Raw genomic sequence first — 23,838 nt, forward strand, 5'->3', positions numbered from 1 at the left:
CGCTTAAAAACACCCAGCCCCCCCCCCCCCCCAGCCCTAACCCCCCCCAAACCAACCCCACCAGGTCCCCCACGCCTAAAACCCTCCCGCCGAGTCGGCGCGTCATGACGCGCCGACTCGGCGGGTTTATCGCTCAGAGGACCGCGCCTCGGGGCGCTACTTCCACCGTGGAGATCCCGCGGGCGTACAACAGCAGCAGTCGGTCGCCGTGCCGGCAGCGGATGACGCCGGTGTCGCTCGACAGTACGGCGGCGAGGTGGTCGATCGTCTCGGCCTCGCTCGCCGTCTCTGCGTCGTCGTAGACGACGTCCATGCTGTCACCGCCGATGAGTCGTACGCGGAGGACGATGCCGGCCATGGTCACAGGCCGATCTCTCGGGACGTCGACATGATGTCCGCCTCTCGACCGGCACGAGCGTGTCCGGATGGAGGCCTCATCTCCGGTCAGTCACCCCAAATCTACGCCGGGCCGCCAAGGTGAGATCAGACCAGCGCGCTCAGCGGAGTGGGCTTGCGGCCGCCGACCTGCTCGACGACGTCGGTGACGGTGGCGAGCTTGCCGAGGCGGGTCGCGGTGCCGAACGAGGTGAGCAGCGGGGCGATGAAGTCCGGGAGCCCGGCGGAGACCAGGCCGGCGGTGTAGGCCTCGTCGTCGACCTGGACGACCTCGACCGGCTTGCCGGACTTCTGGGTGGCGAGCTCGGCCAGGTCGGCCGCGGTGTAGGCGTGCGGGCCGGTGACGTCGTACGCCTTGCCCTCGTGCCCCTCGCCCGTCAGGACCCCGGCGGCGACAGCCGCGCAGTCGGCCCGGGTGACGTAGGCCGCGCCGCCGTCGCCGGTGTTGGTGACCAGCTGTCCGGCCGCGGCGGCCTGGGCTACGGAGTCGACCTGCATGTCGGCGTAGAGGTTGTTGCGGAGCATGGTCCAGGCCAGGCCGCTCTCGCGCAGCGCGTCCTCGGTGGCGGCGTGGTCGGCGACGACGCCGGCAGGGTTGTCCGCGGTCGGCCCGGAGACCGAGGTGTAGGCCATGTGGCGCACGCCCGCCTTGACGGCCGCGTCGATCGCGGCGAGGTGGCCCTCGACGCGGGCGCCGACGGCGTCGGTGGAGATCAGCAGCACGCGCTCGACGCCGGCGAAGGCCTCGACCAGCTCGTCGGGCTTGCTGAAGTCGGCGGCACGGACGTCGGCACCGCGCTCGGCGTAGTCGGCGAGCTTGGCGGGGTCGCGGGTGAGGAGCACGATCTCGGCGGGGTCGACGGTGGTGAGGAGCTGGTCGGCGACGAGGCGGCCGAGCTGGCCGGAGGCACCAGTGATGGCGATGGTCATGGGAGTCCTATCGGTAGTGCCGTAACTGTAGTCACGGCGGTGACGGTTTCATAAATGTAGTCATACCGATGGCAATAAGGCAAGATGGGGGTATGGCCGCCCCGACGAACACCCGTTTCGCGGTGGCCGTCCATGTCCTGACGTACCTCGCCTCGTGCGCTGCCGCCGGCCGCACGACCCCCGTCAGCTCCGACGAGCTCGCCGGCAGCACCGCGGTCAACCCGGTCCATGTGCGCAAGGTGCTCGGTCCGCTGCGTACGGCCGGTCTGGTCCGGTCCCGTCCCGGCGCCCACGGGGGATGGGAGCTGGCGGTCGACCCCGGGACGGTGAACCTCGCCCAGGTGTGGCAGGTGCTGCAGGGCGACGATCAGGTCCTCGGCATCCATGGCCCCAACCCCGCCTGCGCGGTGGGTGCCAACATCCAGGGCGTGCTCGTCGACCTCGACCGCCGCGTGGCCCGCGCCGTCCTCGACGAGCTCTCGGGAATCACGCTCGACGACGTCATGTCGACGGCCGGTTTCAACGCGGAGGACTTCGCGATCCTGCTGCCCTGAGGGCGGCCATGGCGCCGCTGGGAGCCGCAGCCGTTAGCCTCTCAACCGTGGAGCTATATGGGGCCGCCGACCGCGAGCGGATCGTCGCCGAGCCGCCCAAGCGGGTGGTCGCGCCGGAGCGTACGCAGTTCGAGCGCGACCGCGCCCGCGTGGTGCATGCCGCCTCGACCCGGCGGCTGGCGGCGAAGACCCAGGTCGTGGGGCCCCAGGCCGACGATTTCGTACGCAATCGGCTGACCCACTCGCTCGAGGTCGCCCAGGTCGCGCGCGACCTGTCGCGTGCCCTGAACGGCCCGGACTCGCCACAGCCCGACATCGCCGAGACCGCGGCCCTCGCGCACGACCTCGGGCACCCGCCGTTCGGGCACAACGGCGAGAACGTGCTCGCCGAGCAGGCGAAGGGGATCGGTGGGTTCGAGGGCAACGCGCAGACGCTGCGCATCCTGACCCGGCTGGAGGCGAAGACCTTCGACGCCGACGGGCGCTCGGTCGGGCTCAACCTGACCCGGGCGACGCTGGACGCGTGCACGAAGTACCCGTGGGGCTTCGGTGAGCGGAAGGGCGCGAAGTTCGGCGTCTACGAGGACGACCTGCCGGTCTTCACCTGGCTGCGCGCCGCGGATGCCGGACAGCGGCAGTGTGTCGAGGCGCAGATCATGGACCTCTCCGACGACGTTGCCTACTCCGTCCACGACGTCGAGGACGGCATCGTCGCCGGCAAGGTCGACCTCGCCCGCCTCGACCTCGACGGCGTGGCCGCGACCGTCGCCGACTGGTACGTCCCCGGCTTCGACCGCGCTGTCGCGGTCTCGACCATCGCCGACCTGGATGCCGCCGGCTGCTGGATCCCCGAGGGCGCCGTGTACGACGCATCTCGCCGGTCCCGGGCCATGCTCAAGAACCTGACCTCCGACGTCATCGGCCGGTTCTGCGGGGCGGTGCGGGAGGCGACGTACGCCGCCGGCGGCGGTCCCTATGTCCGCTACGGCGCCGATCTGGTGGTGCCGGAGCAGACCCGCTTGGAGATCGCGCTGCTGAAGGGGATCGCGGCGCACTACGTGATGCGCACCGACGAGCGCGCCGTGAAGATGGACCGCCAGCGCAACCTGCTCGGCGAGCTCCTCGAGCACCTCGTCGCCACCGGGCCGGACGACCTCGACCGGCAGTTCGCCGACGACTGGCAGGACGCGGCCGACGACGCCGCCCGGCTCCGCGTCGTGCTCGACCAGGTCGCCTCGCTCACCGACATCACCGCCCTGGCCTGGCACGAACGGCTCTGCCGGCGCTCTTGATCACCATTGCGGTCACGTCATTTAAGCGTTACCTTAAATGACGTGACCGATGTCTGGTACGCCGTCTCCGACTCCACCCGCCGCCAGATCCTGGCCCGGGTGGCCGCCGGGCCGTGCTCGGTGGGCGAGATCACCGATGCCCTGCCGGTGAGCATGGCCGCGGTGTCCCAGCACCTCAAGATCTTGCGCGAGGCCGGGCTGGTGTCGGTGACCCCGGCCGGTCGTCGCCGGATCTACCAGGCCCGGCTCGAGGGCCTGGCCGAGCTGCGCGCCGAGCTGGAGACGTACTGGACCCAGGCGTTGCATTCGTTCAAGCAGGTGGCTGAGGACAGCTACCGGGCAAAGAAGGAGCAGCCATGAGCACCACCCGCGAAAAGACCTCCGTGGACCTGGAGATCACCGTCGACGTCCCGGTCGAGCACGCCTTCAAGGTGTTCACCGAGGACTTCGACCGGATCAAGCCGCGCGAGCACAACCTGCTCCCCGTCGAGATCGCCGAGACGGTGCTGGAGCCTCGCGTCGGCGGTCGCGTCTACGACCGCGGCGTCGACGGCAGCACCTGTCAGTGGGCGCGCGTCCTCGCCGTCGAACCGCCCCACCGGCTGGTGATCTCCTGGGAAATCACCCCCGACTTCCAGCTCGAGCCGGATCCTTCGCGGTGCAGCGAGGTCGAGTTCACCTTCACCGCCGTGGGCGCGGAGCAGACCCACGTACGCCTCGAGCACCGTCATCTCGACCGGCACGGCGCCGGGTGGCAGGGCTGGCGTGACCGGGCCGCCGGGCCGGACGCCTGGGGGATCTACCTGGAGCGCTTCCGGGCTCTCGCGCAGGCGTGATCGGGGTGGACCGCACCGCGCTCGCGACGGCCGAGCGGAAGGATCTCGCCGACTTCCTCGAGACGCTCGAGCCGGAGCACTGGGAGCGGCCCTCGCTGTGCAGCGGATGGACGGTGCGGGACGTCGTCGCGCACCTGATCAGCTATGAGGAGATCGGGCTGGGCGAGTTCGCCGGGCGCTTTCTGCGCGCCGGGTTCCGGTTCGGCCGGATGAATGCCCGCCGTCTCCGGGAGTTCGGCGAACGGTCCCCGGGCGAGCTGGTCGCCTACGTGCGCGCGCATGCCCGACCGTCCGGGCCGACGGCGATGGCCGATGCCAGGATCGGGCTGACCGACGGCCTCATCCATCACCAGGACATCCGCCGGGCGCTCGGACGGCCGCGCGAGGTGCCGGCCGAACGGCTCACGCCGGTGCTCGACTTCGCGTTGATGGCCCCGCCGCTGCCGGCCAGGCGCAACGTACGCGGCCTGCGTCTGGTGGCCACGGACCTCGACTGGTCCCGCGGGAGCGGGGAGGCGGTCACCGGTCCGGGCGAGGCGCTGCTGATGGCGGTCTGCGGGCGGGCCGTCGCGCTGACCGAGCTCACCGGACCGGGTCTGGCGACGCTCGAGAGCAGGGTGCGGCGTACCGGCTGAGCCCGGAGCTAGGGAACGACGATCCAGAGCGCCGACGCGATCACGAAGACCGAGAGGCCGAGGGTGGTCTCCAGGACCGTCCAGGTCTTCAGGGTGGTGATGACGTCCATCCCGAAGAAGCGGCTGACCAGCCAGAACCCGGAGTCGTTGACGTGGGAGAGGACGGTCGCGCCGGCCGCGATGGCGAAGACGAGCAGGGCGATGTCGAAGTTGCCCAGTCCCGCGGCAGCGACCTGGGCGGAGATCAGGCCGGCGGTGGTGGTCAGCGCGACGGTCGCGGAGCCCTGGGCGACCCGGAGCAGGGTGGCGATCAGGAACGCCTGCACGATGAGCGACATCCCGAGACCGGAGAGCGAGGTGGACAGCGCCTCGCCGATCCCGCTGATGCGCAGCACGCCGCCGAACATGCCGCCGGCGCCGGTGATCAGGATGATCGCGCAGATCGGGCCGAGCGCCTTGTCGACGATGTCGCTCGCCCGGCCGATGGGGAACCGGCCAGGCGCGAGCACGAAGATCGCGACGAGCACGGTGATCAGCAGCGCGATCGGGGTCTGGCCGATGAGGATCAGGGCGCTGGCCCAGGTGGCGTCTTCGCTGACCGTCCCGGCGGCGATCAGCGTGCTGGCGACCGTGTTGAGACCGATCAGGACGAGGGGCAGAGCCAGGAGGAGCACGACGGTGGCGAACGGCGGGGGAGTGGCGCCGCTCTCCAACACGTCGTCCGTATCACCGGTCGCGAAGACGTTGGGCGGCTCCGGGTTGTATCGGGCGCCGAGCCTGGTGCCGACGAGGTAGGCGCCGGGGATCCAGGCCAGGACGGCGACCGGCACACCGATCAGGAGGGTGAGACCGATGTCGCCGCCGAGCTCCGTGGCGGCGGCGACCGGGCCCGGGTGGGGCGGTACGACCGCGTGCATCGCCGCGAAGCTGCCGGCGGTGGGCAGGGCGTAGATGAGGATCGAGCCGCCGAAGCGTCGAGCGACCGCGAAGATGATCGGCAGGAAGACGACCAGGCCGGCGTCGAAGAAGATAGGGAAACCGAAGAACAGCGCGGCGACGCCGAGCGCGAGCGGGGCACGTTTCTCGCCGAACGCGCCGATGAGCGTGTCGGCGAGCACCTGCGCACCGCCGGTCACCTCCAGCAGCCGCCCGAGCATCACGCCGAACGCCACCAGCAGCGCCACCGAGCCGAGCGTGGCGCTGAAGCCTGCCAGCATCGCCACGGGGACGTCGGCGACCGGGATACCGGCCACGACCGCGGTGACCGCGCTGACCAGCACCAGCGAGATGAACGCGTGCAGCTTGACCTTGACGATCAGGACGAGGAGTACGGCGACCGCGACAGCGGCGATCAGGAGCATCACCCAGGTCGGGTGAGCGGGGGCCAGCGGATCCATGGCGGACACCCTAGCGACGGGATGTGATTCAAGTCACCCCTACCGGGGTATGGGAGAGTCTCCCGGTGTGAGCGATCCCCTCGTCTGGCTGCCCTTCGACCCGTCCGAGCTGGGCGAGGTGCCCGCGGGCCTCCGCTTCGAGCTCTTCGACCACACCCGCTTCACCGGTGGCGAGGTGGAGGTGCCCGACTCGGTGGATGAGGTGGCCTTCTACCTGCCGCCCTACATGCTCGGCTCGCGCATCTTCGACGTCGTCAGCCAGATGACCTCGCTCCAGGTCGTACAGCTGCTCACCGCGGGGGTCGACGCCGCCCGCGGCCACATCCCCGAGGGCGTGACCCTCTGCAACGGCCGCGGCATCCATGACACCTCGACCGCCGAGCTCGCCGTCACGCTGGTCCTGTCGTCGCTGCGGGGCATCCCCGGCCACGTACGCCACCAGGACGAGCACGCCTGGCGGCCCGGCTGGTTCCCGTCGCTGGCGGACAAGAGGGTCCTGATCGTCGGGTACGGAGCGATCGGCCGGGCCATCGAGGCACGGTTGCTTCCGTTCGAGACCGAGGTGGTCGGGGTCGCGCGGACCGCGCGGGAGGGTGTGCGCGGCTTCGACGAGCTCGACACACTCGTGCCCGAGGCCGACGTGATCGTGCTGGCCACGCCACTCACCGACGAGACCCGCGGCCTCGTCGACCGGAAGTTCCTGGGGCAGATGAAGGACGGCGCACTGCTGGTCAATGTCGCCCGTGGCGGTGTCGTGGTCACCGCCGACCTGGTCGACGAGCTCGCCACGAAGCGGATCCACGCGGCTATCGACGTCGCCGAGTCGGAGCCGCTCCCGGCGGAGAGTCCGCTGTGGAGCTCGCCCAACCTGCTCATCACCCCACACGTCGGTGGCGCGTCGAGCGCGATGTGGCCCCGGGCCTACCGCGTCGTACGCGAGCAGCTCGAGCGGTTCGCCGCCGGCGAGCCGCTGGCCAACGTGATGTCGGGCGCCTACTGATGCTGCGGATCGCGGTCGTCCAGGAGACGGCGGTGCCGGGCGACGTGGCGGCCAACGTCGCGACCGCAGCGGACCGGGTCCGCGAGGCGGCGGCGAAGGGCGCGCGGTTGGTCGCGCTGCCGGAGACGTTCACGACCTCGTGGGACCTCGACGCCTTCGACGGCCCGCTGCCCTCGCTCGACGACACCGCCTGGCTCGCCCCCGCGCAGGCCGCCGTGGACGAGACCGGCGCGGTGCTCGTGCTCAACTCGCCTCTCGCCCAGGCCGGCCGGCGGGCGATCACCAGCCTGGTCATCGCGCCGGCTGAGGAGCCGGTCGCGGGGTACGACAAACAGCACCTCTACCCGCCAGAGGTCGAACGCTTCGAGCCCGGCGAGCACGGCACGACGGTCGAGATCGACGGCGTCCTGGTGGCGCTGTCGGTCTGCTACGACGCCAACTTCCCCGAGCACGCCGCTGCCGCGGCCGCCGACGGCGCGATCCTCTACCTCAACACCGGCGCCTACTTCCCCGGCGGCGGTCACCGACGCGACCTGCACTACGCCGCCCGGGCGCTGGACAACTCGATGTACGTCGCCTTCGCCGGTCTCGTCGGCGGGCCGCTGGGCCTCATCGGCGGCTCCGCGGTCTACGACCCGCTCGGCCGGCCGGTCGAGCGGCTCGACGACGCCACCCCTGGGATGGTCCTCGCCACGATCGACCCGGCCGAGGTCACGCGCGTTCGGGACGAGCAGCGGATGTGGGCCGACCACCGAGCCGACCTCGGCCCGCGGCGTACGCTCCGCCTCTAGCCGTCAGCCGGCCGGCTCCTCGGCGACGAGCCTGCCGAAGGCGATCATCCGGTTGTCGGTGTGGAAGAGCTCGGAGCAGGTGGTGAGGGTGATCAGGCGCTGGCCCTCGACCTGCTCGGGCTCCACCCCACCACGGTCGGGGTTGTCGGGAAGCGGGTCGGTGACCCAGACGGAGGTGAACGGCACGATCAGGTCGTCGCCGCCGCTTGTGAGGGCATAGACGTACGTCTTCTCCCTGGTCAGCACGCGGATCTCGTCGCCTTCGCGGAGCTTCGGGAGGTCGCGCAGCGGCTCGCCGTGGGTGATCCGGTGGCCGGCGAGCGCGAAGTTGCCGACCTCGCCGGGCCCGGCGGTGCCGGTGAAGTGGCCGAAACCGGCGCCCAGCGCCCGGTCCGAGGTGCCTTCGAGGACCGGGATCCGGTAGTTCTCGCCGAAGCGGGGGATCTCGATCAGCGCCTCGGCCGAACCGAACTCGGTCGTGGCCCCGGCCCGGCCCGAGTCCCACGCCTTCTCGATCGTCGAGGTCGCTTCCTGCTGGCGTTGCTTGCTGACGATCGTGGTGCCGTAGAGCTCCCAGGCGGCGTAGCCGAGGAGCCCCACACCGGCCAGGACCATCACGAGGCCGAGCCAGAAAGTCGCCCGGCGGGCCCGCGTTCGGGCCGGCGGTCGGGCCGGTGTGGTGGCGGACATCAGGTCAAGCATCTCAGGCCGATCCACAGCCCCGTAGGATCAGGCGTTGTGGCGGGCCGCATCAAGGAGACGAGCATCCAAGAGGTGCGTGAGAAGGCGCGCCTGGACGACATCGTCTCCCAGTACGTCACGCTGCGCCGCGCGGGCCCGGGGACCTACAAGGGCCTGTGCCCGTTCCACGACGAGAAGTCGCCGTCGTTCAACGTGAACCCGTCGCGGGGCTTCTTCAAGTGCTTCGGTTGCCAAGAGGGCGGCGACGTCATCGACTTCGTGATGAAGCTCGAGGGGCTGAGCTTCTTCGAGGCGGTCGAGCGGCTCGGCGACAAGGTCGGCGTGCAGGTCCAGCGCGAGGAGGGCGACGAGGCGCCGGTCCGGCGCGGCCCCGGTCGCGGCAAGCTGGTCGAGGCCCACAAGGTCGCCGCCGAGTTCTACGCCGAGCAGCTGCTCACCGCGGACGCCGTCGTCGCCCGGCAGTTCCTCGCCGAGAAGGGCTTCGACCGCGACGCGGCGCTGCACTTCGGCGTCGGCTTCTCGCCGCGCGGGGGAGAGGACCTCTACCGCCACCTGCGTGCGCGCGGGTTCTCGGACGAGGAGGTCGTCATCGCCGGCCTGGTGGCGCACGGCCGATCGCACTACGACCGGTTCCGCGGCCGGCTGATGTGGCCGATCCGGGAGTCGGGTGGAGATGTCATCGGCTTCGGCGCGCGCCGGCTATTCGACGACGACCGCATCGAGGCGAAATACCTCAACACCTCCGAGACGCCTCTCTACAAGAAGTCCCACGTCCTCTATGGCATCGACCTGGCCCGCAAGGAGATGGCCCGCACCCGCGAGGCCGTGATCGTGGAGGGCTACACCGACGTGATGGCCTGCCACCTCGCCGGGATCACCACCGCCGTGGCGACCTGCGGCACCGCGTTCGGTGACGACCACGCGAAGGTGCTGCGCCGGTTCATCTCCGACGACCAGCAGCTGCGCGGCGCGGTCGTGTTCACCTTCGACGGCGACGCCGCCGGTCAGGCCGCGGCGCTGAAGGCGTTCAAGGGTGACGGCAACTTCACCTCGCAGACCTACGTCGCCGTCGAGCCCGACGGCCTCGACCCCAACGACCTGCGGATCAAGAAGGGCGACGAGGCGGTCCGCGAGCTGCTCGCCAACCGCGTCCCGCTCTACGAGTTCGTGCTGCGCAACGTCGCTTCGAAATACGACCTGGACCGTGCCGACGGGCGAGTCGATGCCCTCCGTGAGGCGGCCCCGCTGGTCGCCTCCGTGCGGGACGAGTCCAAGAAGATGGGCTTCACCCGCGACCTGGCTCGCTTCCTCGGCGTCGACCCTGACGAGGCGGCCCGAGAGGTACGCCGCGCCGCCGGCCGTCCCGCGCCCTCGACTGCTCCGCCACGGCGTGAGGCCGTCACCGCTCCCGAGGCTCCCGCCGCGCCGCAGCGCCCGCCCATGCCGCATCCGCGCGAGCCGCGCTTCACGGTCGAGCGCGAGACTCTCAAGCTCTTCGTGCAGCACCCCGTCGCCCTGGGCCGCACCACCGGCGAGATCACCCCCGAGGCCTTCACCCACCCCCTCTACCGGGCGCTGTGGGAGATCATCGCCGGCCTCGGCGGCCCCGGAGCCGGCACCGGCGACGCCGGCTGGGCCCAGAAGCTCGGTGCCGCCGCCTCGGACCCGCTCGTCAGCCGCATCCTCGCCGAGCTCGCCGTGGAGCCGATCCCGTCGGCGAAGGAGCCGGACTCGGCGTACGTCCTGCAATACGTCGTACGCCTCCTCGAGCTCCTCGACCAGCGCCGCATCGCCGAGGTGAAGAGCCGTCTGCAGCGCTCCGACGCGGCCGCCGACCCCGAGTCCTACAACCGTCTTTTCGCCCAGCTCGCCGCCCTCGAACAGCACCGCCGCGGCCTCCGCAACCTCGTCGCCGAGTGACGGCCTGCCGATTTCCGCTCGCCGCTTCCGGGTTGCTAAGGTTTCACCCGCGCCGCAAGGTGCAATTCCCCTGTAGCTCAATTGGCAGAGCATTCGGCTGTTAACCGGAGGGTTGTTGGTTCGAGTCCAACCGGGGGAGCCACTAAAGAGCCTCTGACCAGGCAAAACGAACTGGTCAGAGGCTTTCTTCATTTCGACGGTGGGTTGTATCTCCCGCCTTTCACCCGGCATCAGTGTTCGCTGCGGATGCGTGAAGCCCGATCTCAGCCAGTCGCGGAGGGTTCCCGCGACCCTGGCTGATGCCTGGCTCAGTGGCTCTCGCCCAACTGTTCAGGCCGATGGTCCAGGGCGCGAGGCCCTTGACGGCGATCTGAGAGCCGTTCTACGATCATTCTGATATATGAGTTGTGTATCATTACCGGCATTCAGGAGCCCAGCATGACCATCAGCCCGCCAAGCTCGACCGCCGTTGCGTCCGTGGCGACCGCCCCCACTGCGACGGCCAACGTGCTGACGCTGTCGTGCCAGGAGCGCCCGGGGATCATGCAGGCGGTCACGAGCTTCCTGTACGACCGCGGGTTCGACATCCTCGAGCACCAGCAGCACGACGACCGGGTGGGGGAGCTGTTCTTCCTTCGGACCGCGTTCGCGTCGGTTGACGGGGCCGACGTCGACGAGCTCACCGCTGCGTTCGGGCCGATCGCGGACCGGTTCGGCATGTCGTACGCATTCCACGACGAGCGCAAGCCGCGACTGCTGGTGATGGTCTCCAAGTTCGGCCACTGTCTCAACGACCTCATCTTCCGGTGGCGTGGGGGGACTCTGGGAGCCGAGATCGCTGTCGTCGCGTCCAACCACGAGGATCTCCGCCCCATGGCGGAGGCGGCCGGCTTGGAGTTCATCCATATCCCGGTCACGCCCGAGACCAAGCCGCAGGCCGAGCAGCGCATGCTCGACCTGGTCGAGGAGTACGACGTCGACCTGGTCGTGCTCGCCCGCTACATGCAGATCCTCACGGATGGCCTCTGCCGCCAGCTCGAGGGTCGCGCGATCAACATCCATCACTCGTTCCTGCCCGGCTTCAAGGGGGCCAAGCCCTATCACCAGGCGCACGAACGTGGCGTGAAGCTCGTCGGTGCCACCGCTCACTACGTCACCGCCGACCTCGATGAGGGGCCAATCATCGAGCAGGAGGTCAACCGGGTCGACCACACCTACACACCGCAGGCTCTGGCGACCGTCGGCCAGGACGCCGAGTGCCTGGCGCTCTCGCGCGCCGTCCGCTGGCACTGCGAGCACCGCGTCTTCATGCACGGCTCCAGCACCGTCGTCTTCCGCTGACCACCAACCCAGAACCTCAGGAGTTGCTCATGCCGTCCTCCGACAGCACCGTCTCGCCCCGCACAGTCATCATCGGCGCCGGCATCGTCGGCACGAACCTCGCGGACGAACTCGTGTCGCGCGGCTGGTCCGACATCACGGTCATCGAACAGGGCCCACTCAGCCTGCCTGGTGGCTCGACCTCCCACGCCCCCGGTCTCGTCTTCCAGATCAACCCCTCGAAGACGATGACCCTGTTCGCCAAGTACACCGTGGAGAAGTTCCTGTCCCTGGAGAAGGACGGGGTGAGCTGCTTCAACCAGGTCGGCGGCCTCGAGGTCGCGACCACCGAGGCCCGCGTCGCTGAGCTCTACCGCAAGCTCGGCTACGCGAAGTCCTGGGGGATCGACGCCCGGGTGATCGGCCCCGCCGAGTGCAAGGACCTCTACCCGCACCTGGACGAGTCGCAGGTCCTCGCGGCGCTGCACATCCCCACCGACGGCCTGGCCCGGGCGGCGCGCGCCGTCGACCTGCTCGTCGAGCGTACGCAGGCGGCCGGCGTCACCTACCTCGAGCACACCGCTGTGACCGGAGTGCTCCAGGAGGGCGGCCGCGTCACCGGCGTCGAGACCACCGGCGGCGTCGTCGAGGCAGACATCGTCGTCTCGTGTGCCGGGTTCTGGGGCGTCGAGGTCGGCGCGATGGCGGGCACCAAGGTGCCGCTCCTCCCGCTCGCCCACCAGTTCATCAAGACAACTCCCGTCCCGGTGCTGAGCGGCAAGCACAAGGCTGTTGACGGCGCGACCCTGCCGATCCTGCGACACCAGGACCAGGACCTCTACTTCCGGGAGTGGGGCGATGCCTACGGGATCGGCTCGTACGCCCACAAGCCGATGCCGTACGTCGCCTCCGATCTGGGTCCGACCCCGGAGCACGTCGACGACGAGAACATGCCGTCCCGGCTCGACTTCACGCCCGAGGACTTCGAGGGCCCGTGGGACGAGTGCCGCAAGCTTCTCCCGTGCCTCCAGGAGGCGGAGATCGCGGAGTCGTCGTTCAACGGCATCTTCTCGTTCACGCCCGACGGCGGCTCGCTCGTCGGCGAGTCCCGCGACCTCGACGGCTTCTGGGTTGCCGAGGCGGTCTGGGTCACCCACTCGGCCGGCGTCGCCCGGGCGGTGGCGGAGGTGCTGACCACCGGACGGTCGCAGTACGACCTCGCCGACCTCGAGCTCAACCGCTTCGAGGAGACCCAGCTGGCTCCGGCGTACGTCAGCGAGACGTCTCAGCAGAACTTCGTCGAGATCTACGACATCCTCCACCCGCTGCAGCCCAAAGAGTCGCCCCGCGACATCCGGGTCAGCCCGTTCCACGCCCGCCAGGTCGAGCTCGGCGCCTTCTTCCTCGAGGCCGGGACCTGGGAGCGGCCGCACTGGTACGAGGCCAACGCGGCCCTGCTGGACGAGCTGCCGGAGGAGTGGAAGTCGCCGACGCGCGACGACTGGTCGGCCCGCTACCACTCGCCGATCGCGGCCGTCGAGGCCTGGAAGACCCGCACCGCGGTCGCCATGTACGACATGACGCCGCTGCGCCGCCTCGAGGTCTCCGGGCCCGGAGCCGAGACCCTGCTGCAGCGGCTCACCACCGGAGACGTCGCCAAGAAGCCCGGTGCGGTGACCTACACCCTGTTCCTCGACGAGCAGGGCGGGATCAAGAGCGACATCACCGTCGCCCGACTCGAGGACGAGCTCTACCAGGTCGGTGCCAACGGCACGGTCGACCTGGCGTACCTCCGCCGGGAGGCCCGCAAGCTGCGGGCCGAGGACCCGGCCCTCGCCACCCAGATCCGCGACACCACCGGCGGCACCTGCTGCATCGGCCTGTGGGGGCCGCTGGCCAGGGACCTGATCGCCAAGGTCAGCGCGGACGACTTCACCAACGACGGACTGAAGTACTTCCGCGGCAAGCGGGCCACCATCGGCGGGATCCCCGTCACGGCCCTGCGGCTGTCGTATGTCGGCGAGCTCGGCTGGGAGATCTACGCCTCCGCCGAGAACGGCCAGAAGCTGTGGGACGTGCTGTGGAACGCGGGCCAGGAGCACGGTGTCGTCGCCGCCGGCCGGGCCGCGTTCGGCGCGCTCCGGCTAGAGAAGGGCTACCGGTCCTGGGGCGCCGACATGACCACCGAGCACGACCCGTACGAGGCAGGCGTCGGGTTCGCGGTGAAGCGCGCCAAGGAGGACTTCGTCGGCAAGGCCGCGCTCGAGGGTCGCTCGGTGGAGACCTCGGCTCGCCGGCTGCGCTGCCTCACCGTCGACGACGGCAAGTCCATGGTGCTCGGCAAGGAGCCCGTGCTGTCGGGCGAGGCCGCGGTCGGGTACGTCACCAGCGCGGCGTACGGGTTCACGATCGGCAAGCCGATCGCCTATGCCTACCTGCCGGCGGAGATCGGCGAGGGCGACCAGGTCGAGATCGAGTACTTCGGCCAGCGGATTCCCGCGACGGTCACCCCTGAGCCGCTCTTCGACCCGGAGATGAGTCGCTTGCGCGGCTGACCGACTGGTCGAGATCGGGCGCCGGCCGGGTGGGCCGGCGCCCGATCTCATGTTTAGAGAACGCAGTCAGAGAACGCGGCGGATCTCCGTCGCGAAGCTGTCGATGTGCTCGCGGGTCAGGCGCTCGGCGAGCTCGGCGTCGCCGTCGGCGATCGCCTCCAGGAGCGGGGCGTGCTCGGAGATGTGGGACGCCAGGTCCGGGAGCTTGTCCACGACCAGGCACCAGATCCGGGTGGCCAGGTTGTCGTAGCGGACCAGGACGTCCTCGAGGTGTCTGTTGCCCGTGGCGCGGTAGATCATCCGGTGCACCGACATGTCGAGCCGCATCAGGGTGGGCCGGTCGTCGCCTGACGGATCGAGACCGCGAACCTTCTCGGCCATGGCGCGCAGCTCGGCCCGCATCCGGTCGGTCGCGGCGGTCGCCGCTCGGTTGGCGGCGAACGGCTCGAGCTGCTGACGCAGGTCGGAGATGGCGCCCAGCTCGGTGACGTCGACCGGCGTCGCGAACGTGCCGCGGCGCGGGTAGGAGATGACCAGATGGTCGGTCTCCAGGCGTTTGAGGGCCTCTCGCACCGGAGTGCGGCCGAACCCGAGGGAGTCCGCGAGCCTGCCGTCGTTGATCGGCTCGCCCGGCCTGATGTCCAGCATGATCAGCCGATCCCGGATGCGCTCGTAGGCCGCGTGCGCCAGCGAGATCGTTGCGCCGATCGCCGGCGGGGCGGGCGCCTGAACGTCGGTCATACCAAGTCACCGCTTTCTGATCTGGGCCGTTGACAGGTCTTCGCTACCCAGCATACTGTTGATCCCGAACTGATATATCAATCGTACTTCAAGAGTTGGGAGTTCATCGTGGTTGACGTCTTGACCGCCTCGCTCGCAGACCTCGATCCCGAGGTCAGCGAGCAGATCGACGCCGAGCTGAGCCGCCAGCAGACGACGCTGGAGATGATCGCCTCGGAGAACTTCGCTCCCGCCGCCGTGATGGAGGCTCAGGGATCGGTCCTCACCAACAAGTACGCCGAGGGCTACCCCGGCCGCCGCTACTACGGCGGTTGTGAGCACGTCGACGTCATCGAGCAGCTTGCCATCGACCGCCTCAAGGCGCTGTTCTCCGCGGAGTACGCCAACGTCCAGCCACACTCGGGTGCCCAGGCCAACGCCGCCGCGATGTTCGCCCTCCTCGAGCCCGGCGACACCATCCTCGGCCTCTCGCTGGCCCACGGTGGCCACCTCACCCACGGCATGAAGCTCAACTTCTCCGGGCGCCTCTACCAGGTCGTTCCGTACGAGGTCAGCCGCGAGGACTTCCTGATCGACATGGCCGAGGTCGAGCGCCTCGCCCTCGAGCACCGGCCCAAGCTGATCGTCGCCGGCTGGTCCGCCTACCCCCGGCAGCTGGACTTCGCGGAGTTCCGCCGGATCGCGGACCTGGTCGGCGCCCGGCTCATGGTCGACATGGCGCACTTCGCCGGCCTCGTCGCTACCGGCCTGCACCCGAACCCGGTGCCGTTCGCCGACGTCGTCACCTCGACCACGCACAAGACCCTGGGTGGCCCGCGCGGGGGCGTCATCCTCACCAACGACCCGGCCATCGCCAAGAAGATCAACTCCTCGGTCTTCCCCGGCCAGCAGGGTGGGCCGCTCGAGCACGTCATCGCCGGCAAGGCGGTCGCCTTCAAGGTTGCCGCGGAGCCCGAGTTCCGCGAGCGCCAGGAGCGTACGCTGCGCGGTGCCCGCATCATCGCCGAGCGGCTGCTCGCCGAAGACGTCGCGGCCGCGGGAGTCTCGGTCGTCAGCGGAGGCACGGACGTCCACCTCGTGCTGGTCGACCTGCGCGACTCCGAGCTCAACGGCCAGGACGGCGAGGATCGGCTCCACCGCATCGGCATCACGGTCAACCGCAACGCCGTCCCGTTCGACCCGCGCCCGCCGATGGTCTCCTCCGGTCTGCGGATCGGTACGCCCGCGCTGGCCACACGCGGGTTCGGCGACTCCGACTTCAGCGAGGTGGCCGACATCATCGCGGCTGCGCTGAAGGACGACTTCACCGATGAGACCGCCGATGCGCTGCGTAGCCGGGTCACCGTCCTCGCCGAGAAGTACCCGCTCTACCCCCACCTCCTCGACTCGAACGGAGCAGAGTGATGGCAGACCTGCTGCCCGAGCACCCCGACTTCCTCTGGCGCAACCCGGAGCCCAAGTCCTCCTACGACGTCGTCATCATCGGCGGCGGCGGACACGGCCTGGCCACGGCGTACTACCTGGCGAAGAACCACGGCATCACGAACGTCGCGGTCCTCGAGCGTGGTTGGCTCGCGGGCGGCAACATGGCGCGGAACACGACGATCATCCGGTCCAACTACCTGTGGGACGAGTCCGCGGCGATCTACGAGCACTCCCTCAAGCAGTGGGAGGTGCTCCCCGAGGAGCTCGACTACGACTTCCTGTTCAGCCAGCGCGGCGTGCTCAACCTCGCCCACACGCTGCAGGACGTACGCGACTCGGTGCGGCGCTGCGAGGCGAACCGCCTCAACGGGATCGACGCGGAGTGGCTCGACGCCGACCAGGTGAAGGAGGTCTGCCCGATCATCAACACCAGCGACAACATCCGCTACCCGGTCCTCGGCGCGACCTACCAGCCACGCGCGGGCATTGCCAAGCACGACCACGTCGCCTGGGCGTTCGCGCGCAAGGCCGACGAGCTCGGCGTCGACCTCATCCAGGACTGCGAGGTGACCGGCTTCGTCAAGGACGGCAACCGGGTGGTCGGCGTACAGACGAGCCGCGGCACGATCGCGGCCGGCAAGGTCGCGCTGTGCGCGGCAGGGCACTCCAGCGTCCTCGCCGAGATGGCCGGTTTCGACCTGCCGATCCAGTCGCACCCGCTCCAGGCGCTCGTCTCCGAGCTCCACCAGCCCGTCCACCCCACGGTGGTGATGTCGAACCACGTCCACGTCTACGTCTCCCAGGCCCACAAGGGCGAGCTGGTCATGGGTGCCGGCGTCGATACGTACAACGGCTACGGCCAGCGCGGCGGGTTCCACGTGATCGAGGAGCAGATGGCAGCGGCCGTCGAGCTGTTCCCGATCTTCGCCCGGGCGCATCTGCTCAGGACCTGGGGTGGCATCGTCGACGTCACGCCGGACGCCTCGCCGGTCGTGAGCAAGACGCCGATCGACCAGCTCTACGTGAACTGTGGCTGGGGCACCGGCGGCTTCAAGGGCACGCCGGGTGCCGGCTGGACGATGGCGCACACGATCGCCCACGACGAGCCGCATGAGTACAACGCACCGTTCGCGCTGGAGCGATTCAGTACCGGTGCCCTCATCGACGAGCACGGCGCAGCCGCCGTGGCCCACTGAAAGGAGCCGACGATGATTCTCATCAGCTGCCCCAACTGCGGGTCCCGCGACGAGACCGAGTTCCACTACGGCGGCCAGGCCCACGTCCCCTACCCGGAGGACCCGAACACTCTCAGTGACGAGGAATGGGGTCGCTACCTGTTCTACCGCGAGAACACCAAGGGCATCTTCGCCGAGCGCTGGGTCCACAGCTCCGGCTGCCGCAAGTGGTTCAACGTTCTTCGCGACACCGTCACCTACCGCATCGCCGCCGTCTACCGGGCCGGCGAACCGCGTCCCACCCTGGATGGAGGCCAGCAATGAGCACGACGTCGCACCGCCTCGCAGACGGCGGCCGAATCGACCGATCCACCCGTCTCACCTTCAGCGTCGACGGCCAGGAGTACGCCGGCCACGCCGGTGACACCCTCGCATCCGCGCTGATCGCCAACGGCGTGCTCGAGTGTGGCCCTTCGCTGTACCGACAGCGTCCCCGCGGCGTCCTCGCCGCCGGGGTCGAGGAGTCCAACGTGCTGGTGAAACTGAGGCGTCCCGGCGACTCGGTGAGCGAGTCGATGCTTCCCGCCACGACCGTCGAGCTCGTCGACGGGCTCGAGGCCGACTACCTCAGCGGCCTCGGCGAGCTCGACCCCGCGGACGACACCGCGATCTACGACAAGAAGTACGTCCACGCCGACGTCCTCGTCGTCGGCGCCGGCCCGACCGGGCTCACCGCGGCCCGCACCGCCGCCGCATCCGGCGCCCGCGTGATCCTCATCGACGACCAGCCCGAGCTCGGCGGATCCCTTCTCTCCGCCCGCGGCCTCCGCATCGACGGCGTGGACAGCGACACCTGGCTACGCGGAGTCACCGAGGAGCTCGCGGCTTCACCCGAGGTCACCGTCCTCACCCGGACCAACGCCTTCGGCAGCTACGACGCCAACTACGTGATCGCGCTCGAGAGCCGGCTGGACCACCTCGACGCGTCCGCCAAGGACGCGCTCACCGGTCTGTCGCGTCAGCGCCTCTGGCACATCCGGGCGCAGCAGGTCGTCATCGCGACCGGCGCTCACGAGCGTCCCCTGGTGTTCGGCAACAACGACCGCCCCGGCGTCATGCTCGCCTCCGCGGTCCGCACCTACCTGAACCGGTACGGCGTGGCCGCAGGCGCGCGGGTCCTGCTCGCCACCACGAACGACAGCGCCTACGAGGTCGCCGCCGATCTGACCGGGGCCGGAGTCGCCGTCACGGCCGTCGTCGATGCCCGCACAGAGCAGTCCGACGCCGCCCGTCGTGCCCAGGCGGCAGGCATCGAGGTCATCCTCGGCTCCGCCGTCCTCGACACCGACGGTGACCCGCGGGTCACCGCCGCCACGGTGTCGGCCATCGACGCCGACGGCGTCGCCGTCGGCGAGCGGCGCGACATCGCCTGCGACGTCGTAGCCGTTGCCGGCGGATGGAGCCCCCTGGTCCACCTGCACAGCCAACGGCAGGGCAAGGTCCGCTGGGACGAGGACCTGGCCGGCTTCGTCCCCGACGGCGAGGTCGCCGGTCAGCAGATCGTGGGATCGGCCAGGGGCAGCTACACCCTCGATGCGTGTCTCGCCGAGGGGCGACATGCCGCAGCGACGGCACTCCTCGCCGCCGGTTTCATCGGCGAGGCCGAGGCCCCGACCGGGCCGCTTCCTGCGGCGACGGGTGATGGTACGACCCGGGCCCTGTGGCTCGCCGCAGAGGCCGGCGTTCCGCTCGACGATCTGGTCGACCACTTCGTCGACTTCCAGCGCGACCAGACCGTGCACGACGTACTGCGTGCGACCGGGGCCGGCATGCGCAGCGTCGAGCACATCAAGCGCTACACCTCCATCAGCACCGCCAACGACCAGGGCAAGACCTCCGGCGTCAACGCGATCGGAGTCATCGCCGCTGCGCTCAACGACGGTCGCAGCCCCGGCGAGATCGGCACCACCACCTACCGGGCTCCGTACGCTCCGGTCTCGTTCGTCGCTCTCGCGGGCCGCGAGCGGGGTGACCTGTTCGACCCGGCCCGGCTGACGTCGATCCATCCCTGGCACGTCGCGCACGGCGCCGAGATGGAGATCGTGGGGCAGTGGCTGCGGCCGTGGTACTACCCGCAGAACGGCGAGTCCCTGGACGAGGCCGTCTTCCGCGAGTGCGCCGCCGTCCGCGAGTCCGTCGGCATGATGGACGCGACCACCCTGGGCAAGATCGAGGTGTGGGGGAGTGACGCCGGTGAGTTCCTCAACCGGATCTACACCAACGCCTTCAAGAAGCTCGCCCCCGGATCCGCGCGCTACGGCGTCATGTGCACGCCCGACGGGATGATCTTCGACGACGGCGTCACGCTCCGCATCGACGAGGGCCGCTACTTCATGACGACGACCACCGGCGGCGCCGCGAAGGTCCTCGACTGGCTCGAGGAGTGGCACCAGACCGAGTGGCCCACCTTGGACGTCAGCTTCACCTCGGTGACCGAGCAGTGGGCCACCATCGCCGTCGTCGGCCCGAAGTCACGCGAGGTGATCGCCAAGATCGCTCCGGAGCTCGATGTCAGCAACGAGGCGTTCCCGTTCATGACGTTCCGCGAGACGACGCTCGCCTCGGGCATCCCGGCGCGGGTGTGCCGGATCTCCTTCTCCGGCGAGCTCGCCTTCGAGGTCAACGTCGAGACCTGGTTCGGACAGCAGGTGTGGGAGGAGATCCACGCCGCCGGCCAGGAGTGGGCGATCACCCCGTACGGCACGGAGACCATGCACGTGCTCCGCGCGGAGAAGGGCTATCCGATCGTCGGGCAGGACACCGACGGCACGGTCACACCCCAGGACGCCGGCATGGAGTGGATCGTCTCCAAGGCGAAGGACTTCGTCGGCAAGCGGTCCTACAGCAGGGCCGACACCGCACGCACGGACCGGAAGCACCTCGTCTCGGTGCTGCCCGTCGACACGTCCTTCAGACTGCCCGAGGGCACTCAGCTGGTCGCGGCCGGTACGCCGATCACCCCCGCCGATGGACCGGTGCCGATGCTCGGGCACGTGACCTCGAGCTACCACAGCGCCGCGCTCGGGCGCTCGTTCGCCCTGGCGCTCATCAAGGATGGCCGCAACCGCATCGGCCAGACCCTCGTCGCGCCGGTCGGGGACCGACTGGTCGACGTCGTCGTCGCTGAAACCGTCCTCTACGACCCGGAAGGGAGCCGCCGCGATGGTTGAGACCACGATCGAGCCGCTCGACAAGAAGATCTCCGCTCTGCGCGTCAGCCCGGCCCAACACCTCCACGGCGCCTTCGTCGACGCCGGCGTCACCGGAGCCTTCGGGGTGCGGGTGCGTGAGGAGCAGTTCCTCACCATGGTGGGTCTGCGGGTGCCGATCGGCTCGCCCGACCGAACGCGCCTGGCCCAGATCCTCGGCACCGAGCTCCCCGGACGATGCGGCGAGGTCGCCACCGGCCACGACGTGGTCATCCTGTGGCTCTCGCCCGACGAGTACCTGGTCATCTCGCAGAGCGTGGCCGGGTCCACCCTGGTCTCCTACCTCCGCGCAGGCGTCTCGGAAGGCGGTGCCGCGGTCGTCGACCTGTCGGCCAACCGCACCACCTTCCGGCTCGAGGGAGCTTCCGCGCAGGCGGTCCTCGAGAAGGGCTGTCCGCTCGACCTCCACCCGAGGGCGTTCACGCCGGGCACGGCGGTCGCCAGCACCATCGGACGTGTCCCGGTGATCCTCTGGAAGGTCGACACAGACTCCTACCGGATCCTGCCGCGTGCCTCGTACGCCGACTACCTGGGCCGCTGGCTGATCGACGCCATGGCCGAGTTCCAGGTGCTGGGATCCGGCTGATGGCACTCAGCGTGTTCGACATGTTCTCCGTCGGCATCGGGCCGTCGTCGTCCCACACGGTCGGCCCGATGCGCGCGGCGGCGCAGTTCATCGATGCCCTGAAGGCGAGCTCGCTGCTCGACGCCGTCGCCCGTGCCCAGGTGGAGCTGTTCGGCTCCCTCGGTGCCACCGGTCACGGCCACGGCTCCGACAAGGCGGTGATCCTCGGGCTCGAGGGCAATCGGCCCGAGACCGTCGACACCGACAGCGCCGACGCCCGTGTGGCCGAGGTCCGAGCCACTCGGCGCCTGAGGCTCTGCGGCGCCCGGGACATCGAGTTCGACGCCGACGACATCGTCATGCACCGCACCAAGACCCTTCCCGCGCACCCGAACGGCATGATCTTCCGTGCGTACGACGCCGACACCAAGGTGCTCCTGGAGAGCACCTACTACTCGGTCGGCGGCGGTTTCGTCGTGGACGAGCGCGCGGCTGGCGCCGATCGGATCGTCGAGGACGCGACCCCGATCCCGTACCCGTTCACCACGGGGGCCGAGCTGCTCGCGGTCTGCGCCCGATCGGGCAAGCGGATCAGCGACGTGATGATGGCCAACGAGCTGGCGTGGCGTACCGAGGAGGAGGTGCGCGGCGAGCTGCTGCACATCTGGTCGGTCATGCAGGAGTGCGTGCGCAACGGCTGCACCCGCACCGAACCCACGCTGCCCGGCGGGTTGAAGGTTCCCCGGCGTGCCCCCGGTCTCTACACCCACCTCCAGGCCTCCACGGATGAGACGGACCCGCTCAGAGCGATGGACTGGGTCAACCTCTTCGCCCTCGCCGTCAACGAGGAGAACGCGTCGGGCGGACGGATCGTGACCGCGCCGACCAACGGTGCGGCGGGCATCGTCCCGGCCGTACTCCACTACTACGAGAAGTTCGTGCCCAGCGCGGACGAGGACGGGATCGTGCGGTTTCTCCTCGCCGCCGCCGCGGTCGGGATCCTGTTCAAGATCAACGCGTCGATCTCCGGCGCCGAGGTCGGTTGTCAGGGCGAGGTCGGCTCGGCCTGCGCCATGGCTGCCGGAGCCCTGTGCGAAGTGCTCGGAGGCACCCCGGAGCAGGTGGAGAACGCGGCCGAGATCGGCATCGAGCACAATCTCGGGCTCACCTGCGACCCCGTCGGCGGCCTGGTGCAGATTCCCTGCATCGAGCGCAACGCCATCGCCAGCAACAAGGCCATCAATGCCGCCCGCATCGCCGCCCGCGGCGACGGCAGCCACCGGGTCTCTCTCGACGCCGCGATCAAGACCATGCGCGAGACCGGGGCCGACATGAAGATCAAGTACAAGGAGACCTCCCGCGGAGGCCTCGCCGTCAACGTCATCGAATGCTGACGTCACCGGCCGAAGGAGAAGTGCATGACCATCGCAGCAAAGATCGACGGCAAGCGCGTCGCTGCTGATCTGAAGACCGCGCTCGCCGTGCGGGTGAAGGCACTGCACGAGGCCGGGATCGACCCCGGCCTCGGCACCATCCTCGTCGGCGACGACCCCGGCTCCCGCTCCTACGTCGCGGGCAAGCACCGCGACTGCGCGGAGGTGGGCATCGCGTCGATCCGGATCGAGCTCCCCGCCAGCGCATCACAGGCCGAGATCGAGGCAGCGGTGCAACAGCTCAACGACGATCCGACGTGCACCGGTTTCATCGTCCAGCTGCCCCTGCCGCCCCACGTCGACACCCACCGGGTCCTGGAGCTCATCGACCCGGACAAGGATGCCGACGGGCTCCACCCCACGAACCTCGGCAAGCTGGTGCTCGGCACTCCTGCTCCGCTGCCGTGCACGCCGCGCGGGATCATCGAGCTCCTGAGGCAGCACGACGTACCGATCACGGGACAGCGGTTCTGTGTCATCGGCTGCGGTCTGACCGTCGGCCGGCCGCTCGGGCTCATGCTCACCCGCCCCACCGAGCACGCCACCGTCACGCTGTGCAACATCGAGACCCGTGACGTCGCCGCCCATGCCCGGGCCTCGGACGTCATCGTCGCGGCGGCGGGGGTGGCTCATCTGGTGAAGCCCGACTGGGTCAGTCCCGGCGCCACGGTCCTGTCCGTCGGGATCACTCGCACGATCGAAGGCATCCTGGGCGATGTCGATCCGAACGTGGACGTCGTCGCGGGCAAGATGAGTGGTGCCACCGGCGGGGTCGGACCCATGACCCGCGCCATGCTGCTGACCAACATCGTCGAGATCGCCGAACAGCATCTGGCTGCCAGGGAGGCGATCGCCGGGGCTCTGACATGAGCGAGCGTCAGCGAGCGACCACAAGGCTCAGG

General features: G+C 69.7%; 22 protein-coding genes and 1 tRNA gene. 18 read left to right on the forward strand and 5 right to left on the reverse strand.

The window, feature by feature from the left end:
* Positions 1–133 precede the first annotated feature (133 nt).
* Positions 134–358, reverse strand: coding sequence for a hypothetical protein (locus ABZU72_RS19360; protein ID WP_355020454.1), 225 nt, complete (start codon positions 356–358; stop codon positions 134–136).
* 125 nt (positions 359–483) lie between these two features.
* Positions 484–1,326: an SDR family oxidoreductase gene (locus tag ABZU72_RS19365; RefSeq protein WP_355020455.1), complete on the reverse strand. Its 843-nt coding sequence runs from the start codon at positions 1,324–1,326 to the stop codon at positions 484–486.
* 92 nt (positions 1,327–1,418) lie between these two features.
* Between ABZU72_RS19365 and ABZU72_RS19370 the strand changes: the two genes are divergently transcribed.
* The 5 genes from ABZU72_RS19370 to ABZU72_RS19390 are packed head-to-tail and all read left to right on the forward strand — an operon-like array spanning position 1,419 to position 4,643.
* Positions 1,419–1,880, forward strand: a complete 462-nt coding sequence (locus ABZU72_RS19370) for an Rrf2 family transcriptional regulator (RefSeq protein WP_355020456.1) — start codon at positions 1,419–1,421, stop codon at positions 1,878–1,880.
* Positions 1,881–1,927: 47 nt separating this feature from the next.
* Entirely contained in the window at positions 1,928–3,172 is a 1,245-nt protein-coding gene (locus ABZU72_RS19375; RefSeq protein ID WP_355020457.1) for a deoxyguanosinetriphosphate triphosphohydrolase, read from the forward strand.
* A gap of 42 nt (positions 3,173–3,214) precedes the next feature.
* Positions 3,215–3,532, forward strand: coding sequence for a metalloregulator ArsR/SmtB family transcription factor (locus ABZU72_RS19380; protein ID WP_355020458.1), 318 nt, complete (start codon positions 3,215–3,217; stop codon positions 3,530–3,532).
* Positions 3,529–4,008 carry an SRPBCC family protein gene (locus ABZU72_RS19385; protein ID WP_355020459.1) on the forward strand — a complete coding sequence of 160 codons (480 nt, stop codon included), beginning with the start codon at positions 3,529–3,531 and terminating at the stop codon, positions 4,006–4,008. Before ABZU72_RS19380 ends, ABZU72_RS19385 begins: the two co-directional genes overlap by 4 nt.
* A gap of 5 nt (positions 4,009–4,013) precedes the next feature.
* Positions 4,014–4,643 (forward strand): maleylpyruvate isomerase family mycothiol-dependent enzyme, encoded by a 630-nt coding sequence (locus ABZU72_RS19390; protein ID WP_355020460.1) that lies wholly within the window; start codon positions 4,014–4,016, stop codon positions 4,641–4,643.
* Between the two features lie 8 nt (positions 4,644–4,651).
* On the opposite strand, the gene ABZU72_RS19395 is transcribed toward ABZU72_RS19390, so the two are convergent.
* Entirely contained in the window at positions 4,652–6,040 is a 1,389-nt protein-coding gene (locus ABZU72_RS19395; RefSeq protein ID WP_355020461.1) for a GntP family permease, read from the reverse strand.
* Positions 6,041–6,107: 67 nt separating this feature from the next.
* Between ABZU72_RS19395 and ABZU72_RS19400 the strand changes: the two genes are divergently transcribed.
* Together ABZU72_RS19400 and ABZU72_RS19405 are read left to right on the forward strand one after the other, a co-directional pair.
* Positions 6,108–7,040 (forward strand): 2-hydroxyacid dehydrogenase, encoded by a 933-nt coding sequence (locus ABZU72_RS19400; RefSeq protein ID WP_355020462.1) that lies wholly within the window; start codon positions 6,108–6,110, stop codon positions 7,038–7,040.
* Positions 7,040–7,831, forward strand: a complete 792-nt coding sequence (locus tag ABZU72_RS19405; protein WP_355020463.1) for a carbon-nitrogen hydrolase family protein — start codon at positions 7,040–7,042, stop codon at positions 7,829–7,831. Before ABZU72_RS19400 ends, ABZU72_RS19405 begins: the two co-directional genes overlap by 1 nt.
* A gap of 3 nt (positions 7,832–7,834) precedes the next feature.
* On the opposite strand, the gene ABZU72_RS19410 is transcribed toward ABZU72_RS19405, so the two are convergent.
* Positions 7,835–8,521, reverse strand: a complete 687-nt coding sequence (locus tag ABZU72_RS19410; RefSeq protein ID WP_355020464.1) for a class E sortase — start codon at positions 8,519–8,521, stop codon at positions 7,835–7,837.
* 48 nt (positions 8,522–8,569) lie between these two features.
* On the opposite strand from ABZU72_RS19410, the gene dnaG reads away from it, so the two are divergent.
* The 4 genes from dnaG to ABZU72_RS19430 all read left to right on the forward strand — a co-directional run bounded on the left by dnaG (position 8,570) and on the right by ABZU72_RS19430 (position 14,328).
* Entirely contained in the window at positions 8,570–10,453 is a 1,884-nt protein-coding gene (gene dnaG, locus ABZU72_RS19415) for a DNA primase (RefSeq protein WP_355020465.1), read from the forward strand.
* A 66-nt stretch (positions 10,454–10,519) separates the two neighbouring features.
* Positions 10,520–10,595, forward strand: a tRNA-Asn gene (locus ABZU72_RS19420).
* Positions 10,596–10,891: 296 nt separating this feature from the next.
* Positions 10,892–11,794 (forward strand): formyltetrahydrofolate deformylase, encoded by a 903-nt coding sequence (gene purU / locus ABZU72_RS19425; RefSeq protein ID WP_355020466.1) that lies wholly within the window; start codon positions 10,892–10,894, stop codon positions 11,792–11,794.
* 29 nt (positions 11,795–11,823) lie between these two features.
* Entirely contained in the window at positions 11,824–14,328 is a 2,505-nt protein-coding gene (locus tag ABZU72_RS19430) for an FAD-dependent oxidoreductase (protein ID WP_355020467.1), read from the forward strand.
* A 66-nt stretch (positions 14,329–14,394) separates the two neighbouring features.
* On the opposite strand, the gene ABZU72_RS19435 is transcribed toward ABZU72_RS19430, so the two are convergent.
* Entirely contained in the window at positions 14,395–15,069 is a 675-nt protein-coding gene (locus tag ABZU72_RS19435; RefSeq protein ID WP_355020468.1) for a GntR family transcriptional regulator, read from the reverse strand.
* 108 nt (positions 15,070–15,177) lie between these two features.
* Here ABZU72_RS19435 and glyA point away from each other — a divergent pair, with 108 nt between their 5' ends.
* From glyA to ABZU72_RS19470, 7 genes are read left to right on the forward strand one after another with little or no spacing between them, the layout of a single operon-like run.
* Positions 15,178–16,473, forward strand: a complete 1,296-nt coding sequence (gene glyA, locus ABZU72_RS19440; protein WP_355020469.1) for a serine hydroxymethyltransferase — start codon at positions 15,178–15,180, stop codon at positions 16,471–16,473.
* Positions 16,473–17,690 carry a sarcosine oxidase subunit beta family protein gene (locus tag ABZU72_RS19445; RefSeq protein WP_355020470.1) on the forward strand — a complete coding sequence of 406 codons (1,218 nt, stop codon included), beginning with the start codon at positions 16,473–16,475 and terminating at the stop codon, positions 17,688–17,690. The genes glyA and ABZU72_RS19445 overlap by 1 nt, the downstream gene beginning before the upstream one ends.
* Before the next feature lie 12 nt (positions 17,691–17,702).
* Positions 17,703–17,993, forward strand: a complete 291-nt coding sequence (locus ABZU72_RS19450; protein ID WP_355020471.1) for a sarcosine oxidase subunit delta — start codon at positions 17,703–17,705, stop codon at positions 17,991–17,993.
* Positions 17,990–20,899 (forward strand): sarcosine oxidase subunit alpha family protein, encoded by a 2,910-nt coding sequence (locus ABZU72_RS19455; protein ID WP_355020472.1) that lies wholly within the window; start codon positions 17,990–17,992, stop codon positions 20,897–20,899. The genes ABZU72_RS19450 and ABZU72_RS19455 overlap by 4 nt, the downstream gene beginning before the upstream one ends.
* The gene (locus ABZU72_RS19460) at positions 20,892–21,524 is read left to right on the forward strand and encodes a sarcosine oxidase subunit gamma family protein (RefSeq protein ID WP_355020473.1); all 633 of its coding nucleotides are present in this window, start codon (positions 20,892–20,894) and stop codon (positions 21,522–21,524) included. Before ABZU72_RS19455 ends, ABZU72_RS19460 begins: the two co-directional genes overlap by 8 nt.
* A complete protein-coding gene (locus ABZU72_RS19465) occupies positions 21,524–22,897 on the forward strand; it encodes an L-serine ammonia-lyase (RefSeq protein ID WP_355020474.1) in 1,374 nt (457 codons plus the stop codon). Before ABZU72_RS19460 ends, ABZU72_RS19465 begins: the two co-directional genes overlap by 1 nt.
* A gap of 24 nt (positions 22,898–22,921) precedes the next feature.
* Complete coding sequence (locus ABZU72_RS19470; RefSeq protein WP_355020475.1) at positions 22,922–23,806, forward strand: bifunctional methylenetetrahydrofolate dehydrogenase/methenyltetrahydrofolate cyclohydrolase; 885 nt, start codon at positions 22,922–22,924, stop codon at positions 23,804–23,806.
* The last annotated feature ends 32 nt before the right edge of the window (positions 23,807–23,838 follow it).

Source organism: Nocardioides sp. NPDC004968, from assembly GCF_040608935.1.
GTDB lineage: Bacteria > Actinomycetota > Actinomycetes > Propionibacteriales > Nocardioidaceae > Nocardioides.

Coding starts and splice junctions, on each gene's coding strand:
- ABZU72_RS19445 (WP_355020470.1), top strand. CDS start 16,473: ATGGCAGACCTGCTGCCCGAGCACCCCGACTTCCTCTGGCGCAACCCG.
- ABZU72_RS19465 (WP_355020474.1), top strand. CDS start 21,524: ATGGCACTCAGCGTGTTCGACATGTTCTCCGTCGGCATCGGGCCGTCG.
- ABZU72_RS19450 (WP_355020471.1), top strand. CDS start 17,703: ATGATTCTCATCAGCTGCCCCAACTGCGGGTCCCGCGACGAGACCGAG.
- ABZU72_RS19430 (WP_355020467.1), top strand. CDS start 11,824: ATGCCGTCCTCCGACAGCACCGTCTCGCCCCGCACAGTCATCATCGGC.
- ABZU72_RS19455 (WP_355020472.1), top strand. CDS start 17,990: ATGAGCACGACGTCGCACCGCCTCGCAGACGGCGGCCGAATCGACCGA.
- purU (WP_355020466.1), top strand. CDS start 10,892: ATGACCATCAGCCCGCCAAGCTCGACCGCCGTTGCGTCCGTGGCGACC.
- ABZU72_RS19435 (WP_355020468.1), bottom strand. CDS start 15,069: ATGACCGACGTTCAGGCGCCCGCCCCGCCGGCGATCGGCGCAACGATC.
- ABZU72_RS19410 (WP_355020464.1), bottom strand. CDS start 8,521: ATGTCCGCCACCACACCGGCCCGACCGCCGGCCCGAACGCGGGCCCGC.
- ABZU72_RS19385 (WP_355020459.1), top strand. CDS start 3,529: ATGAGCACCACCCGCGAAAAGACCTCCGTGGACCTGGAGATCACCGTC.
- ABZU72_RS19460 (WP_355020473.1), top strand. CDS start 20,892: ATGGTTGAGACCACGATCGAGCCGCTCGACAAGAAGATCTCCGCTCTG.
- ABZU72_RS19470 (WP_355020475.1), top strand. CDS start 22,922: ATGACCATCGCAGCAAAGATCGACGGCAAGCGCGTCGCTGCTGATCTG.
- ABZU72_RS19370 (WP_355020456.1), top strand. CDS start 1,419: ATGGCCGCCCCGACGAACACCCGTTTCGCGGTGGCCGTCCATGTCCTG.
- ABZU72_RS19405 (WP_355020463.1), top strand. CDS start 7,040: ATGCTGCGGATCGCGGTCGTCCAGGAGACGGCGGTGCCGGGCGACGTG.
- ABZU72_RS19365 (WP_355020455.1), bottom strand. CDS start 1,326: ATGACCATCGCCATCACTGGTGCCTCCGGCCAGCTCGGCCGCCTCGTC.
- ABZU72_RS19360 (WP_355020454.1), bottom strand. CDS start 358: ATGGCCGGCATCGTCCTCCGCGTACGACTCATCGGCGGTGACAGCATG.
- ABZU72_RS19395 (WP_355020461.1), bottom strand. CDS start 6,040: ATGGATCCGCTGGCCCCCGCTCACCCGACCTGGGTGATGCTCCTGATC.